14 protein-coding genes are annotated in these 16,100 nt (G+C 33.4%); 3 read left to right on the forward strand and 11 right to left on the reverse strand.

The annotated features are described in order from the left end of the window. Positions 1-47: 47 nt before the first annotated feature. The 6 genes from Q0975_RS23475 to Q0975_RS23500 form a co-directional block, all read right to left on the reverse strand. The gene (locus Q0975_RS23475; protein WP_299441572.1) at positions 48-800 is read right to left on the reverse strand and encodes a LuxR C-terminal-related transcriptional regulator; all 753 of its coding nucleotides are present in this window, start codon (positions 798-800) and stop codon (positions 48-50) included. After that, positions 800-1,618 carry an alpha/beta hydrolase gene (locus tag Q0975_RS23480; RefSeq protein WP_299441575.1) on the reverse strand — a complete coding sequence of 273 codons (819 nt, stop codon included), beginning with the start codon at positions 1,616-1,618 and terminating at the stop codon, positions 800-802. The genes Q0975_RS23475 and Q0975_RS23480 overlap by 1 nt, the downstream gene beginning before the upstream one ends. Positions 1,619-1,738: 120 nt before the next feature. Continuing rightward, positions 1,739-2,734, reverse strand: coding sequence for an endonuclease/exonuclease/phosphatase family protein (locus Q0975_RS23485; RefSeq protein ID WP_299441578.1), 996 nt, complete (start codon positions 2,732-2,734; stop codon positions 1,739-1,741). Between the two features lie 194 nt (positions 2,735-2,928). Next, a complete protein-coding gene (gene accD, locus Q0975_RS23490; protein WP_299441581.1) occupies positions 2,929-3,786 on the reverse strand; it encodes an acetyl-CoA carboxylase, carboxyltransferase subunit beta in 858 nt (285 codons plus the stop codon). A 66-nt stretch (positions 3,787-3,852) separates the two neighbouring features. After that, positions 3,853-4,920 (reverse strand): class II fructose-bisphosphate aldolase, encoded by a 1,068-nt coding sequence (gene fbaA, locus Q0975_RS23495; RefSeq protein ID WP_299441583.1) that lies wholly within the window; start codon positions 4,918-4,920, stop codon positions 3,853-3,855. A gap of 86 nt (positions 4,921-5,006) precedes the next feature. After that, positions 5,007-7,559 carry a POTRA domain-containing protein gene (locus Q0975_RS23500; protein ID WP_299441586.1) on the reverse strand — a complete coding sequence of 851 codons (2,553 nt, stop codon included), beginning with the start codon at positions 7,557-7,559 and terminating at the stop codon, positions 5,007-5,009. A 37-nt stretch (positions 7,560-7,596) separates the two neighbouring features. On the opposite strand from Q0975_RS23500, the gene Q0975_RS23505 reads away from it, so the two are divergent. Beyond that, positions 7,597-8,328, forward strand: a complete 732-nt coding sequence (locus Q0975_RS23505; RefSeq protein ID WP_299441589.1) for an RNA methyltransferase — start codon at positions 7,597-7,599, stop codon at positions 8,326-8,328. A gap of 2 nt (positions 8,329-8,330) precedes the next feature. Here Q0975_RS23505 and Q0975_RS23510 read toward each other — a convergent pair whose 3' ends face one another. Further along, the gene (locus Q0975_RS23510; protein WP_299441592.1) at positions 8,331-9,053 is read right to left on the reverse strand and encodes a porin family protein; all 723 of its coding nucleotides are present in this window, start codon (positions 9,051-9,053) and stop codon (positions 8,331-8,333) included. A 1-nt stretch (position 9,054) separates the two neighbouring features. Continuing rightward, on the reverse strand, positions 9,055-9,783 hold the full coding sequence (gene ubiE, locus Q0975_RS23515) for a bifunctional demethylmenaquinone methyltransferase/2-methoxy-6-polyprenyl-1,4-benzoquinol methylase UbiE (protein WP_299441595.1): 729 nt from the start codon (positions 9,781-9,783) through the stop codon (positions 9,055-9,057). Between the two features lie 210 nt (positions 9,784-9,993). Here ubiE and trkA point away from each other — a divergent pair, with 210 nt between their 5' ends. Further along, a complete protein-coding gene (gene trkA / locus Q0975_RS23520) occupies positions 9,994-11,343 on the forward strand; it encodes a Trk system potassium transporter TrkA (protein ID WP_299441598.1) in 1,350 nt (449 codons plus the stop codon). Position 11,344: 1 nt separating this feature from the next. Further along, entirely contained in the window at positions 11,345-12,841 is a 1,497-nt protein-coding gene (locus tag Q0975_RS23525) for a potassium transporter TrkG (RefSeq protein WP_299441601.1), read from the forward strand. Positions 12,842-12,851: 10 nt separating this feature from the next. On the opposite strand, the gene Q0975_RS23530 is transcribed toward Q0975_RS23525, so the two are convergent. The 3 genes from Q0975_RS23530 to Q0975_RS23540 all read right to left on the reverse strand — a co-directional run bounded on the left by Q0975_RS23530 (position 12,852) and on the right by Q0975_RS23540 (position 15,662). Then, positions 12,852-13,130, reverse strand: a complete 279-nt coding sequence (locus Q0975_RS23530) for a hypothetical protein (RefSeq protein WP_299441604.1) — start codon at positions 13,128-13,130, stop codon at positions 12,852-12,854. 200 nt (positions 13,131-13,330) lie between these two features. Beyond that, the gene (locus tag Q0975_RS23535) at positions 13,331-14,518 is read right to left on the reverse strand and encodes a pyridoxal phosphate-dependent aminotransferase (RefSeq protein WP_299441728.1); all 1,188 of its coding nucleotides are present in this window, start codon (positions 14,516-14,518) and stop codon (positions 13,331-13,333) included. Positions 14,519-14,561: 43 nt separating this feature from the next. Next, on the reverse strand, positions 14,562-15,662 hold the full coding sequence (locus Q0975_RS23540; RefSeq protein WP_299441607.1) for an acyl-CoA desaturase: 1,101 nt from the start codon (positions 15,660-15,662) through the stop codon (positions 14,562-14,564). Positions 15,663-16,100 lie beyond the last annotated feature (438 nt).

Here is a 16,100-nt window from a genome sequence, read left to right on the forward strand (position 1 = left end):
GTAAATACCCTTATGAGGGTATTTTTTATGAAAATCTTTGTAGGAAATCACAAAACTCCATTTTTTTTACAAAACTGAATGAGTTGTTTGGTATTATGTGATTGGCTTTTTTTGAAAATATTTTTCCGATGCGTGGCAACGGTATGCTTACTGATAAATAGTTTTTTTGCAATTTCAGCATTAGAAAGTTCCGCTTCAATTAATTGAATTATTTCTTTCTCCCGATTGGTAAAAAAATCATCAAATGCTTCGTGAATTTGTTTTTTGAAAAGTGTTTGGTCAATATTGTTACCGTAAATATCCCAGGATACTCTATCTCCGTCATCTATAAATGAAATATCTGTGAGTAAGGATAAGTTGCTAATCATTTTTCCATCACTATCTTTTTCCAGTACAAATGACTGTCGTAATACTTTAATATAAGAACCGTCTTTTCTTTGTAATCTAAAGGTTAATAATAGGTAAGGTTCATCATGTATATTTGTACGATCAATACAATATATTACAATTGCCTTCACTACTCTTTTTACAAAATCATTATCATCAGGATGAAAATAATTAAGCGCTATATCCATAGAAAATTCTTCTTCTGTATATCCTAACATATCTTCGATATGCCTTGTGTACGTAAGCTTAGATTGTTTCCAATCCATAATATACAGGCATTGTTTTCCGCGTATTAAAGGAAAAGACCCAAAGTCGTTAGCTGTTGTTCGCTCATTAGATTGAGAAGAAACAGTATCTAAATGACGCGCTACACTTTCTTTGAACTGAATGATATTTTGTTCATTAAAATTCATTAAACACTTTTCAATGTTTTATTAGCAAAATTTAATACATGAGAGTTAAATAGATCTGAAGCATCAATATGCGGACAATGCCCCGAATTATCTATTGTGATGAGGTCAGCATTAGGTAGTTCTTCTTTTTTTAAATTAGATAAATACTCGATATTGACAAAAACGTCATCATTGCCATGTAAAATAGTTGTATATCCTGAATAATTAGATAATATTTTTACTTCATCCTGTAAGTCTCCGGCATTTAAAGAACTTCCGAAATCTTCTCTGAATTTTCCATCCGTATTAGAAATCGACTTTTTGATCTTCTGAAAATTTTCGTCTTCAGAATTGTATATAGCTTTTGATAAACTATCAATCTCGTTTGGTTGTAAATTCCTTTGTAGTAAAAAAGGAATGTTTTCATTAGGCAAAAAAGCTTCATTGATGTTTAGGCTTTCTTTAAGTGGCGGAGTTCCAAAAACGAAAATACCTTTGCACTTATCTGATATGGCAGGGAGTGTCTGAATGCCTAAATGTCCACCTAAGGAGTGACCAACAATAATAAAGTTGTCAAGGTTTTGAATTTTTATGAATTCTAAAATTATTGTTTTTAACCTAAGAATAGAGTAGTTATCGATTTTTGATGATTCTCCATGTCCAGAAATATCAAAAGCAACTAATCTATATTTGGATAAGGTGTTATCATCTAATTGATTCGCAAAACATTCTTTGTTAAGTGAATTTCCGTGCATAAACAGAATGGTTTTGGTGTTTTGGTCATTCTTTGAGAGAAAAGAAACAAAAGCACCTTTTTCATTAGGCAAAGGGGTAGTCATGTAGCTTTTTTTACTAAAGGTATAAAAATTTACGGTACTTATAATCTAGCCATAATATGGAATGGGTATTAAGATTTTATAGCATATAGATATTATAAAGTTATTTTTAGAGGTAGTTACTTAGGTGGTTTCAATTTCTGCAACAACTGGAAAATGATCTGAAGCTGCTTTTAAATCTTTGCTTATAGATTGTATGATATTATCTTCTTTTTCTAGATAAGGATTCCAGACTTTGGCTTCTGCTAGTTTTAGTTTGTTACTGATCAAGATATGATCGATTAATACATTGATATAATCTTCCGTTATTCGGTCTCTATATCTGCTTGAAGATGGTTCCCATCCATTGCTGGTCCATTTTGGTTTTGGTAGTACAGATGTTAATATCATTTCCTGTTCCCATACATCTCCTAATAATATTTCTAAAGCACTTTTGTTGAATCTATTTTCGTAAAAATCCATTCCAATACCATCATTGATATCTCCCATAACAATTACATTGTGCCCTTCTTCAATGTAATCATTACATTTTTTTCTAATAGACATGCATTCTGCATACAATCTCATTCGATCTCTTTCTGATATTTGTTCAAACTTGGCGTAGTCTACAGGTGCAAAAATTCCTTTAGATTTTGTGTGAGCGATAATGATCTTGCTAAAATGTTCATCTGCCAGATTATTAATAGTAAGTTCTAAAGGAGGTCTGTAATGTTTATATTGTTCTTTGATAAGTTTATTGGTGGTGTCTACCAGAAAGGGCTCATTAAATTGATTTTTGGAATCTGTTGTAGGGGTGAAGGCTACCTTTATCTTGGAACTGTCGTATAGGGCGCATAATTCCTGTTGCCCACTAGATGGATGCCCGTGAATTCCCTTGAAATTATTGTTGAGCGCATAATGTGATGCCCATTTTTCTAATTGTATAGATGCTGTTTTGCTGCCATCTACTAATGTATCTGGTCCTTCAATAATTCCAATAAAATCAGGGTTAATTGTTTTTGTTATAGAAGCTAGTTGTTGGCTTCTTTTACCAATATCTCCAGTGGTAATTGGTGTTCCGTCTGTGTGGAATAGTTTCCGCATCCAATTGACATTATAAACTGCGATTCTAAGTTTCATGCTAACATGCTTAAAGTATTAGTTTTTATGTGAAAGGGAAGTGGGATATTTGGTAAATCTATTAAAATGATTTAGAAAATTGTTATATGAAAAACCCCTTTTTGTTGGGGTTATATGACCTGTTCTAAATCGAATTTAAAAACAAAACCCGGTAAAAACCGGGTTGTAAATTTTGTTCTAAAATATGTGTTAATCTAAATAGAAGAAAGTGGCCTATTCATAATTAGATCTAGATATAGATTTATTCTTTCTTTTAGGTTTTGTCTTGGAGTAATAAAATCAAGAAAACCATGTTCTTTAAGAAATTCTGCTGTCTGGAAACCTTCAGGAAGTTCTTTTCCTGTTGTATCTCTAACAACACGAGGGCCTGCAAATCCAATTAATGCTCCTGGTTCAGCAATATTGATGTCTCCGAGCATAGCGAAAGATGCTGTAGTACCTCCTGTGGTTGGATCTGTACATAAAGAGATATATGGAATTCCTGCGTCAGCTAATTGAGCTAGTTTCGCAGAGGTTTTTGCTAACTGCATTAATGATAATGCTGCTTCCATCATTCGGGCACCTCCAGATTTAGAGATAATCATAAAAGGAATTTTGTTCTTAAGAGCGTGGTCAGCTGCTCTTGCAATTTTTTCTCCAACAACACTTCCCATAGAACCTCCAATAAATGAAAAATCCATACAGGCAATAACTAAATCATTACCATTGGATTTTCCTACAGCAGTTCTAACCGCATCTTTTAAGTTTGTTTTTTCCTGAGCATCTTTAAGACGATCAGTGTACTTCTTTTTGTCTTCGAATTTAAGAGGATCTTTAGAAGTTAGATTTTTATCTAATTCTTTAAATGTATCATCAAAAAGAATTTCAAAATATTCTTTACTACCGATTCTTACATGGTATCCATCTTCTGGACTCACATAGAAGTTTTTTTCCAGTTGTTCTGCATCTACTATTTTTCCAGTAGGGGATTTATACCAGAGTCCCTTTGGAACATCTTTTTTATCCTCAGTAGCAGTCTGTATACCTTTTTGAGTTCTCTTAAACCAAGCCATAAATTATCTGTATTAAAAAAGCTGAAACTCTTTACTATTAAGAGTTTCAGCTTGGTTTTTATCTTGTTATAATGTGTTTACATTATTTAAATCTTCAAAAGCCTTTTTAAGACGGTTTTTAAAGGTGCTTTCACCTTCTCTTAGCCATTTTCTAGGATCGTAATATTTTTTATTAGGTTCCTCAGCTCCATCAGGATTGCCGATCTGTGTTTTTAGATATTCAATCTTACCAGTCATGTAATCTCTGATACCTTCACAAAATGCAAATTGAAGATCTGTATCAATGTTCATTTTGATAACTCCATATCCAATAGCTTCTCTGATTTCTTCTAAAGTAGAACCGCTTCCTCCGTGAAATACGAAGTCAATGTGGTTATGTTCTACATTGTATTTTTTAGAAATAAATTCTTGAGAATTTTTAAGAATTTTTGGAGTTAATTTAACATTACCAGGTTTGTAAACACCGTGTACATTACCAAAAGCAGCAGCAACCGTGAATTTATCACTTACTTTACTCAATTCTTCATAAGCATAAGCAACTTCTTCTGGTTGTGTGTATAGTTTAGAATCATCAACATCGCTGTTATCAACTCCATCTTCTTCACCTCCGGTAATTCCAAGTTCAATTTCTAAAGTCATACCCATTTTACTCATACGAGCAAGGTACTCTTTACAAATTTCTATGTTTTCTTCAATAGGCTCCTCTGATAGATCAATCATGTGTGAACTATAAAGAGGTTTTCCTGTTTCTTTATAAAATGCTTCTCCAGCATCTAATAATCCGTCTATCCAAGGAAGTAGTTTTTTTGCACAGTGGTCAGTATGCAAAATAACTGGTACTCCATAGGCTTCGGCCATTAAATGAACATGTCTGGCTCCTGCAGTTGCTCCTACAATCGCGGCCTTTTGATCTTCATTAGAAAGCCCTTTTCCTGCATTAAATTGTGCTCCTCCATTGGAGAACTGAATAATTACAGGCGAGTTTAATTCTGCAGCAGTTTCCAATACAGCATTAATCGAATTGGATCCGATTACATTTACAGCTGGTAAGGCAAAAGCTTTTTCTTTGGCATAATTAAAAATAGCCTGTACTTCGTCTCCTGTAGCAACTCCTGGTTTGATGTTGTGACTCATAATTTACTTTTAGTTAATAAGCCTACAAAAATAGTAAAATAATACGTAATGAATTTTATATTTAAAGATGAAAATAGGGATTGTTTTTAGAAAGGATAATTAATCCCAACATTGTAAACTCCTTCAGAAAAATTATAACCTTTAAACCATCTTTGATCCTCGATACTAGCGGGATTAAATGTTTTGAAACCTAAATCTAATCTTACAACAAAAAAGTCAAAATCATACCGAAGGCCTAGACCGCTACCTACAGCAATTTCTTGAAGATCATCCCATCTAGAAAAAACGGCGTCTTTTTCTTCTACACTGTCTAATACATTCCAAATATTTCCTGCATCAATAAAAAAAGCTCCGTTGAGAGATCCTAAAATATTGTATCGATATTCTGCATTCAATGCTAATTTCATATTTGCTTCATTAAACTCATTTCTACCACCACTGCTTCCTGGTCCTAAATCATAAGGTAACCATGCGCGATTATCATTTGGTCCGCCACCAAAAAAACTTCGTGCAAATGGAATGCTATTAGCATTTCCATAGGGTAGAGCAATACCTCCAAATGCTCTGATGGCCAATACCCTTTTCCTTCCAAGATCCCAATGTTTTATGTAGTCTAATTCTGTTTTGGCGTATTGCGAAAATTCCACTCCGAATACTTCAAAACGATTACTTGAGTTTTCCTTTAATCCCGCTAGGTTAGAAACGGTACTTAACACATTACCGGCAAATTCGATTTTAGCTCTAAATCTAGAAAAATCTTCATCATAAAGGTTTTCTCGATTGTTTCTTAAATAGGTGTAGCTGGATGCAAAAATAAGGTTGTCTTCTGTTAGTCTTTCTTTTCGTTCATTAATATTTCTGATTTCTTGTAGTTGGTCCGTGGTTAGATCAGGGTCTGGTGTTGTGTCCAGAGATTGAGCTATAAAGCTATTTGCACCAGAAGGGATGGATAGTATGTTATCCTGATTAAAGAAAGGCGAGTTGGAGTCAAGTACTTCTGTCGCAATATTGTTAAGTCTAGTGAATGAATTAGAGTATACATTGAAATAATTACCAGTATTAAGATTACGAACGTATTGTACATTTACTAAATCAACCTGATTCGTGAGTTTTGTACTTGGTTTCCATTGATAATTAAATATCCCAGACGCATTTTGTTTGTCAAGACCTATATTTTGTTGTGAATTGATACCAAAAATAAGATTAGTTGTTGGGGACATATATTTTGGAATAATCTTTCTTGTTTGTAAAGGGAAAATTATTTTAGGGAATGATAATTTAAGATCTACACCAATTTCCGAAATATCAAAAAACTGTCCATCTGGATCTACGGGATCTTTTGATGAGCCCACACTTCCTCTTGCTGAGATCTCAAAAATCTCTGCACCTCCAAAAACATTCCTAGTTAAGAAAGATCCGCTAAAACCAATTCCAAATACTTGGATATTAGAGGTAGATACATCGAATTCTACATTCGTACTGTATTTTTTTCTTGGCGTTAATAAAACACTTGCGATAAGGTCAGTTCCATTAGGGTTATCAGGATCAATACTGTATCTTATATTAGGGTATTTAAATGTTTTTAAATTATTGATTTGGTTGTAGGTAAGTGTTCGATCCTTATCCCTAAAAATTTCTCCTGGTGTTATTAAGATAGAATTTGCAATTGCTTTGCGAGTATATCTAAGTTTGTCATAACTATATATGTTGTATCCGTTATATGATACACTATCTTTAGGTTGCTCATTCCTGTTTTGATAAGAATAATCAGTAAATACATTTACTTTACTTATTTTATGAACTCGAAAAGGAACCCTTTTTTTCTCTTCCCCTTCAGTAATCTGTCTATTATTTATAAGAAGATTGAGTTTTATTTTTTGATCTGTATCTACAGTATCCGCATCAAATTTTATAAATTCTTTTTCAAAATGATATAATCCAGAATTTCGATACAAACTAGTAAGTCTTTCCATCTCTGCATCTATATCTAGTGTTTTATATTGTTTTCCTGGAATTATAGTGGATTTAGTTTGGTTTAGTTTATAAATTGAATCTGCAGCTTTGGATTCTATTTTGGTATCTAAAGAATCTATAAAATAAGGCTTATGCGGTTTAACATAATAGGATACAGATGCTCTTTGGTTCTCTTCCGGGTTAATTTTGTAGTCTGTCTCCACATTAAACCAACCATTATTCCAATAATAAGATTGTAACCTATTAACAGAACGTTTAGCTTTTGATTCATCGACAATTACTGGGGCTTCTCCTGTTTTTTTTAACCAATTATTGACACCGGTGTATCCCACACCTAATCGGTTTACCTGTTTCTTAGATAAAAAATTATTTAATCTTCTTTCTCTATTAGGTTTCTTATGAAGCCAATTTTGATAAGAGGAATCGGGATTTACTTTGGCAAGATTATAAATATGAAGTCTAAATGGAGTCCAGGCTAGTTTAGCATTGGGTTTTTGGTATAGCTGATTAGATAATTTAACATCATTGCTTTTAGTGCTATCAACAAAGATTTCATTTTTGGTTAAAAGATATTCTTCCTTCGGAACTCTTTTAATTGCATTACATGAAATTAAAAAAATTGTAGTTAATACAACAAATACTATTTTTGTGTGCAGGTGTTTCAATCGAGATTCATTATTGTGTCAAAAATACATTATTTGTATGGTTAGCAAAAACCAAAAGAAATTAATAAATAGTTTACATCAAAAAAAGTACCGAAAACAGCACGGATTGTTTGTTGCCGAAGGAAAAAAGGTGATTAATGAATTGATAGAGGCTGATTTGAGGCTTCATTCTATTTTCACATTAGATGCTTCTTATTTTGAAACATCACCGGATAATACCTATATCGTTACTGAAACAGAGCTGAAAAGTATTAGTTTCTTAACGACTCCACAGGTAGCGATAGCGATATTTCATATTCCTGAAGTTAATGCGGTTAATTATCAGGGGTTGGTTTTGGCACTGGATGATGTGCGTGATCCAGGTAACCTGGGAACTATTATTCGTTTATGTGATTGGTTCGGGATCACTGATTTAGTTTGCTCAGAGCAAACTGTGGATTGTTTTAATCCAAAGGTGATTCAGGCTACTATGGGATCTGTTACCAGAGTGAATATTATCTACACTAATCTACAAGATTTTTTATCTTCTCAAAATAAAGAAATACCTGTTTACGGGACATTTATGGATGGCGATAGTATTTATCAAGAGCAATTACCTGAAAGCGGAATTATTGTGATGGGCAATGAAGCTAATGGGATATCTCCAGAAATAGAGGAACTGGTTACTAAAAGAATCGCAATACCTAGATTTGGCAAAACCCAAAAAACTGAAAGCCTTAATGTCGCCACAGCTACAGCTATTATCTTAAATGAGTTTAGACGAGGCTAAATCTATTGAAAAGTAAAGTTGATAAAAATTCCTCTGGAAGACATCTTGTCAATTGCAGAAGTGTACGGACTATTAGGATCCGCATCAGCTACTAATTCATCAGACATAGCGAATACTCCACGTATTGAAGGCGTGAATTTAAAGTAGAACATATAGAAATCTACTCCAAATCCAAGTTCAAAATAATTGGTGTTAGTTTTACTTCTAAACTGACCTACACTATTGTCATCAGGATTATCCTCATTACTCGATAAATTAATAGAAGTCGAAACTCCTCCAACAATAAACGGTTTAAAGTTGTTAAGCCTTTTAGTAGAAACTTTTAGTAATAATGGAATATGTACATAAGTAGATGTAACTTCTCTGAATCTTTGATTTTCTTCAAAATCTGGTCCTGAAAAGGTAAGGTCTCTTCGTACAAACGATACTTGAGGTTCTAGTCTTAGATCTAAATAATCATTGATTCTCATATTACCTAATAGACCTACATTAAATCCTATGGATTTAGCAACCTGTACATCTCCATCCAGAATAGGTTCCTCTCCTTCAGGAGTGGCTTTATAATCAAAATTGAAATCGTAGCTGTTAAAACCAAGAATGTACCCCCAACTTAATCGAGGTTTGTCATAGTTCTGAAGGTTTCTAACCCGTTCTTTAGAAAATAATTGTGCACTCACACTTTGAGTACATACGATAACAGCTATTGCTATAAAAACTCTTTTCATATTATTTTGTGGCTGTATAAATTGTGGCAACACCAAAAGTTTGCGGATTGTCCTCGACTTCTATAAACCCGATTTTTCTCAAAATATTGTTGAAAGCATCTCCATAAGGAAATGCAGCAGCACTTTCACTAAGGTATGAATATGCAGATCTATCTTTGGAAAAGATTTTACCAATTAACGGTAGAATCGTAGAAGAATATAGTTTAAATCCTTGTTTATAAGGGGTTTTGGTTGGAATTGAGGTTTCTAATACAATAAAAATACCTCCAGGTTTAAGGACTCTATAAATTTCAGAAAGACCTTGTTCTAAATCTTCAAAATTTCTTACTCCAAAGGCTACTGTAATTGCATCAAAGTAATTTTCTTCATAAGGTAGGCTTTCTCCATCTCCTTTTACCATAGAGATAATATGATCCAATTTCTTTGCTTTGACCTTGTCTTTACCTACTTCTAGCATTCCAGCAGAAATATCTAAACCAATAATTTCTGAAGCCCCGCTTTTAACCAGATTAATTGCCAGATCTCCTGTGCCGGTTGCAACATCAAGAACTCTATTTGGTTTGGTCTTAGCAACAATGTTTACAACCTTCTTACGCCATTTTACATCAATCCCAAAGGAAATCACTCTGTTTAAACCATCATAATTACCAGAAATGGTATCAAACATTTCAGTAACCTGCTGTTTTTTGGTTGTGTTTTTGTCCTTGTATGGAGTTATTTTTTCTGACATTCAAAAAAATTTAGGCAAATATACATTTTTGATATGGATCCTAAGAATAGAATACTATTTAGTTGTGATTCACTAATAATTTCACAAGTTTATGAAATTCCACTATCTTTGTAGGCTTTTATTTTTTAGCAATAAACTTTCACCTAATCAATGGGGATTTTTTTGCCGAAGTAAATTTTATTTTTTGATAATGAATAATAAAAAACACAGATGAAAATTATTATTGCCGGAGCTGGTGAAGTTGGATTTCATTTGGCAAAATTACTTTCATTTGAATCTCAGGATATTACACTTATTGATCCTAATAAGGAATGCTTGAATTATGCAGATAGTCATCTGGATATTAGAGTAATTAAAGGAGACGCAACTTCTATAAGTATTCTAAAAGATGCGCGAGTTCAGAACGTGGATATGGTAATTAGTGTTACTTCTAGTGAGACAACTAATATTACAGTATGCGTGCTTGCAAAACAGCTTGGTGCTAAACGTACCATTGCAAGGATTTCTAACACAGAATTTATTGAAAACAAAGAGGAGGTTGGTTTTATCAAATTTGGAATTGATGAATTGATTTCTCCAGAAGCTTTGGCTGCCAGTGAAATAGAATTGTTGTTAAATCAATCCGCTTTTAGTGATAGTTATGAATTTGAAGATGGTGCGCTAACTATGGTGGGTACAACCTTATCTAGTACAGCGTTGTTTGTAGATAAAACGGTTAGAGAAGCAGCTGAAATATTTCCTGAACTTCATTTTATGCCAATTGCTATTCAACGGTCTGGGACACAGTATACGATTATTCCCAGAGGAGATACCAAGTTTAAGGAAGGTGATCAGGTATATTTCGTTACCTCAAAAGGTGGTGTAGAAGAGCTTTATAAATTAACGGGTAAGGTTAAAGAGCAAATCAAAAAGGTAATGATCTTGGGAGGTAGTAAAATTGGTTATAAAACTACCTGTGATCTATGTGACCATAAATTTAGAGTGAAACTTATCGAAACCGATAGGGAGAAAGCTTTTGATCTGGCAGATGATCTTCCAAATGCATTGATAATAAATGGTGATGGGCGTAATGTAGAATTGTTAGAGGAAGAAAATATAGATGACATGGATGCTTTTATTGCGGTAACGGGTAATTCTGAAACCAATATAATGTCTTGTTTAGTTGCTAAGTCAAAAGGGGTTCGTAAAACGATAGCTCTAGTAGAAAATATGGATTATTTTCAGTTGTCTCACTCTATTGGGATTGACACTTTGATTAATAAAAAATTATTAGCAGCTAATAATATATTTAGATTTATTAGAAAAGGTGAGGTAGTGGCGATGACCAAACTTAATAATATGAACGCCGAACTTTTAGAATTTGTTGTGAAACCAACATCTGAGGTAAGTGATAACTTGATTAAGGATTTGGATTTTCCTCGTTCTGCTATTATTGCAGGTGTGATAAGAGATGGCGAAGGTATGATTCCTCTTGGTAATTTTTATATCAAGGCTGGTGATCGTGTTGTAGTTTGTTGTTTGCCGAAATCTATTAAGAAAATAGAAAATCTTTTCTTATAACATGTCCAAACTAAACTTTAAAATTATTACTCACATTATGGGGCTTTTATTGCTCTGTAACGGTGGTTTTATGCTTATAGCAACTATTGTAAGTTTTGTTTACAAAGATGGTGTAACCATGCAAGTTATGTTAGCAGCATTGTCTACAATGTTTGTAGGGATAATTTTAATGTTTCTTACTAGAGAGCATAAGAAATCGCTAAGTAAAAGGGAAGGATATATCGTGGTTACCTTCGGTTGGATATTTATGTCTCTAAGTGGAACGCTACCTTATTTGTTTTCTGAGGCTATTCCATCATTTACAAATGCCTTTTTTGAGACCATGTCAGGGTATACTACTACTGGAGCTTCTATTCTTAATGATATAGAGGTTGTTCCAAAAGGAATTTTGTTTTGGCGAAGTCTTACTCATTGGATTGGTGGTATGGGGATTATTGTACTTGCTGTTGCTATTTTGCCATTATTAGGAATAGGAGGAATGCAGTTATTTGCTGCAGAAGCTCCCGGCCCCAGTGCAGATAAATTGCATCCAAGAATTACCGATACTGCAAAAAGATTATGGCTTATCTATTTTGGATACACTGCTGCAGAAACTATTTTGCTCAAATTAGCGGGTATGGATTTCTTTGATGCGATAAACCATGCATTGAGTACATTGTCCACAGGAGGATTCTCAACAAAAAATGCTAGTGTAGCTTACTGGAATGATCAACCTCTAATCCAATATATAATTATTCTATTTATGTTTCTGGCTGGGATGAATTTTATATTGAGTTATTTTGGCTTTAAAGGTAGGTTTGGAAAATTCGTCAAAGATGAAGAGTTTAAATGGTACGGAATTTTTATAGTAGTTTTTACGGCAGTATCAGCATTGATTATATACTTAAAAGCAGATCCTGCTGGTTCTGTGATAGATCATCCAATGGTTTTTGGAGAGGGTGAGAGTGCTTTTAGGCATGCTTTGTTTCAAGTACTAGCGGTTATAACTACTACCGGATTTGTTTCTGCGGATTTTACGGTGTGGACGCCTTTTTTAAAGATCGTCTTCTTCGGGTTATTCTTTTTAGGAGGTTCTGCAGGGTCAACAGCTGGAGGAATGAAGATAGTAAGACATCTTATTACTATAAAAAATGGTATTTTGGAATTTAAACGAACATTGCATCCTCATGCGATTCTACCAGTAAGGTATAATAAAAGAGCAGTTTCTAAAGAGATAGTTTTTAATGTATTAGCTTTTTTTATACTGTATATGTTGTCTTTTATTATAGGGTCTTTGGTGTTGGGAATGTTGGGGCTAGATTTTGAAACAGCTATTGGAGGCGCTGCATCATCTCTAGGAAACGTTGGTCCAGCATTGGGTAAACTTAGTCCAGTAAATAACTTTGATGTGTTACCAGCTTTTGGTAAATGGTGGTGTTCTTTTCTAATGCTTATCGGAAGATTAGAATTGTTTACAGTATTGATACTACTAACTCCATTCTTCTGGAGAAATAGATAATTTAAATACGTTAGAAAGATTGTTCCCACGGCCCAAAAGCGTAGGGGTTAATATGCCAGAGTTCTGCGACTTTTTTGATGGTGTCTTTTACACAGCCTTTTACGCTTTGTAGGTATTCTTGTTCGATAAAAAAGATATCAAGAATAGATTCATAATAAGGTACAGTGTTTTCTACATCAGAAGGTGTGTAGTTTAAAATTTCATCTTCTAAGTAAGGGCTTTTAAAATTTTCTTTAAAAATTTCAAGCACATTTTTTCGAACGATACGTTCTTTTTCAAGAATGTCCATAAATACAAAAAGTAGGTTTTAAGAATGTTATTGATACTCAAACCACAATTTGTCTCTTTCTTATAAGTGTTTTCCCCAAAACAATTAAAAGTATTACGACCATAACTCCAAAAACATCAATTTATTTTTAGAAAAACAGAAAACCGATGATTTTTATGAAATCATCGGTTTTTTAATAGAAGTTATATGATTCTGTTAAGCTACAGTAGTGCTTTTTTGATTCTACTTACAGCTTCTTTGATTTGCTCAGTGCTGGCAGCATAAGAAATTCTAATACAATTTCCATTTCCGAAAGCATCACCAGTTACTGTTGCCACATTTGCTTGTTCTAACAAGAACATAGAGAAATCTGAGGCATTTTCAATGGTATTTCCGTTAATAGTTTTTCCGAAGTAATAAGAAACATCTGGAAAAACGTAGAAAGCACCCTCAGGTTCATTGCATTCAAATCCTGGGATATCAGCAAGTAGATCTAAAATCAGTTTTCTACGATTTTTAAATTCATCTACCATATATTGGATGTTGCTAACTGGTGCCTCTAAAGCAGTAATTACTGCTCTCTGAGCAATACAATTTGCTCCACTAGTTACTTGGCCTTGCATTTTGTTACAAGCTCTGGCAATGGCTTTTGGTGCTCCGATATAACCGATTCTCCATCCTGTCATAGCAAAAGCCTTTGCTACTCCATTAACCGTTACGGTTCTATCGTACATATCATCAAATTGTGCCATAGAAGCGTGATCACCAACATAATTAATATGCTCATAGATTTCATCACTTACTACAATAATATCTGGATATTTTTGTAGTACATCTGCTAATGCTCTTAATTCTTCTTTACTATAAATAGAACCACTTGGGTTACAAGGAGAGCTATACCAAATCATTTTGGTTTTTGGAGTTATTGCCTTTTCTAACTGCTCTGCAGTCATTTTAAAATCGGTATCTATAGAAGTTTTTACTTCTACAGGAACTCCTTCAGCTAGTTTTATGATATCACTATAACTTACCCAATATGGACAAGGAAGTATAACTTCATCTCCTGGATTTAGGTATACTTGTGCTACATTATACAGTGATTGTTTTGCACCTGTAGATACAACTATTTGAGAATGATCATACGTTAGGTTATTGTCTCTCTTAAACTTGGTGATAATGGCATCTTTTAATGCTACATACCCATCAACCGGAGTATAAGAATTGTAATTGTCATTAACGGCTTGTATGGCAGCATCTTTAATAAAATCCGGAGTGTTAAAATCCGGTTCTCCTAAACTTAGTCCAATGATGTCTTTTCCTTCTGCTCTTAATTCTCTTGCTTTTGCAGCCATGGCTAATGTTGCAGAAGCTTTTAACTTGTTAATCTTGTCTGATAATTGAATACTCATTTCCGATACTTGTGTGCTCATTTTGGTAATTGGTAAATAAAAGTTATGAATGCATAGCGGGCTTTATTCCCATTTCTTTTAGATGTTTGAAATGTGCAATAATCGCTTTGCGGGTGGTTTTATACTCGTTATATGGTAAATTAAATTCCTGAGCGGTCTGCTTCACTATTTTAGAAATTTTGGTATAGTGAACATGACTTATATTCGGGAAAATGTGGTGTTCTACCTGATGATTTAATCCTCCGGTAAACCAGTTTACCAATTTATTTTTAGTAGAAAAATTTACAGTAGTAAATAATTGATGTATTGCCCAAGAGTTCTTCATAGTCCCTGTAGTATCTGGTAATGGCATTTGCGCATCTTCCACCATATGAGCTAACTGAAATACAACGCTTAGGATCAGCCCTGCTACATAATGCATGATGAAAAAACCAAGTAAAATTTTCCACCAAGCTATAGACAAGATGAGCATAGGTATTACAATCCAGATCATTACATAGATTGCTTTGGTTATAACTACGGTACTCCATTGTTTTAAGGGACTAGGTAGTTTTCCATAAGAAAGCTTACGCTTTAAATAATTTCTGGTTTGCTTAAAATCAGTGGTTATTGCCCAGTTAAAAGTCAATAAACCATATAGGAATACAGAATAGTAATGTTGGAATTTATGAAAACGTTTCCATTCTGCGTGTTTAGTAAAACGAATAATTCTTCCAGCATCCATATCCTCATCATGACCATGGATATTCGTATAGGTGTGGTGTAAAACATTGTGTTGTACCTGCCAATTATATACATTACCGGCTAGAATATAGAGACTACTTCCCATTAAATTATTGATCCATTTTTTTGAAGAATAGGATCCGTGATTTCCATCGTGCATCACATTCATTCCTACACCAGCCATACCAACACCCATAATTAAGGTCAGTAATAACATCCACCATTGAGAAATATCAAGGGTAAGTATTAAAAAATAAGGGGTTAGAAATAAAGAAAACATTACGATGGTTTTGAAATGCAATCTCCAGTTACCAGTTCGTTTGATATTGTTTTCTTTGAAATATTGATTCACACGTTTGTTCAGTGTCCTGAAGAACTTTGCTGAATCTGCTCTGCTAAATTTTACGTTAGGTGTAGTCATGGGCTTTCTGTATTTATGACTAAACGTTATTTGTCATAAATTATTCGGTAAAGTTAGGTATTTATATTTTTCTAACTTCTTACTCACGTTATTTTTTTTATTTCATTTATGATATTTGTAAATTATTGTAAATAAAATGGTTAAATCATTTCGCGCAAGCCTTTTGAATAAAATACTGCAATCAAAATTTTAACATTTATTCTTTGAGAAAAAGTTACTATTGCAGAATATGAAATATGATAAATATCAGTCTAATCAATTATTTTTTGTGATTATAATGGTTCTGAATTTTTTGAAATATGAAGTAAATTAAAAAATAACAAGAAGAAACTTATGTTAAAAGTAATAACTGGGAGCATAGTACTATAAGTGATCTTATCTTAGGTAATTTTGTAGGTGTCGGTTCTTTTGGAAAAATAGAATAGAATCCCAAGTTTA

The sequence above is a fragment of the uncultured Aquimarina sp. genome (assembly GCF_947500065.1).
GTDB lineage: Bacteria > Bacteroidota > Bacteroidia > Flavobacteriales > Flavobacteriaceae > Aquimarina.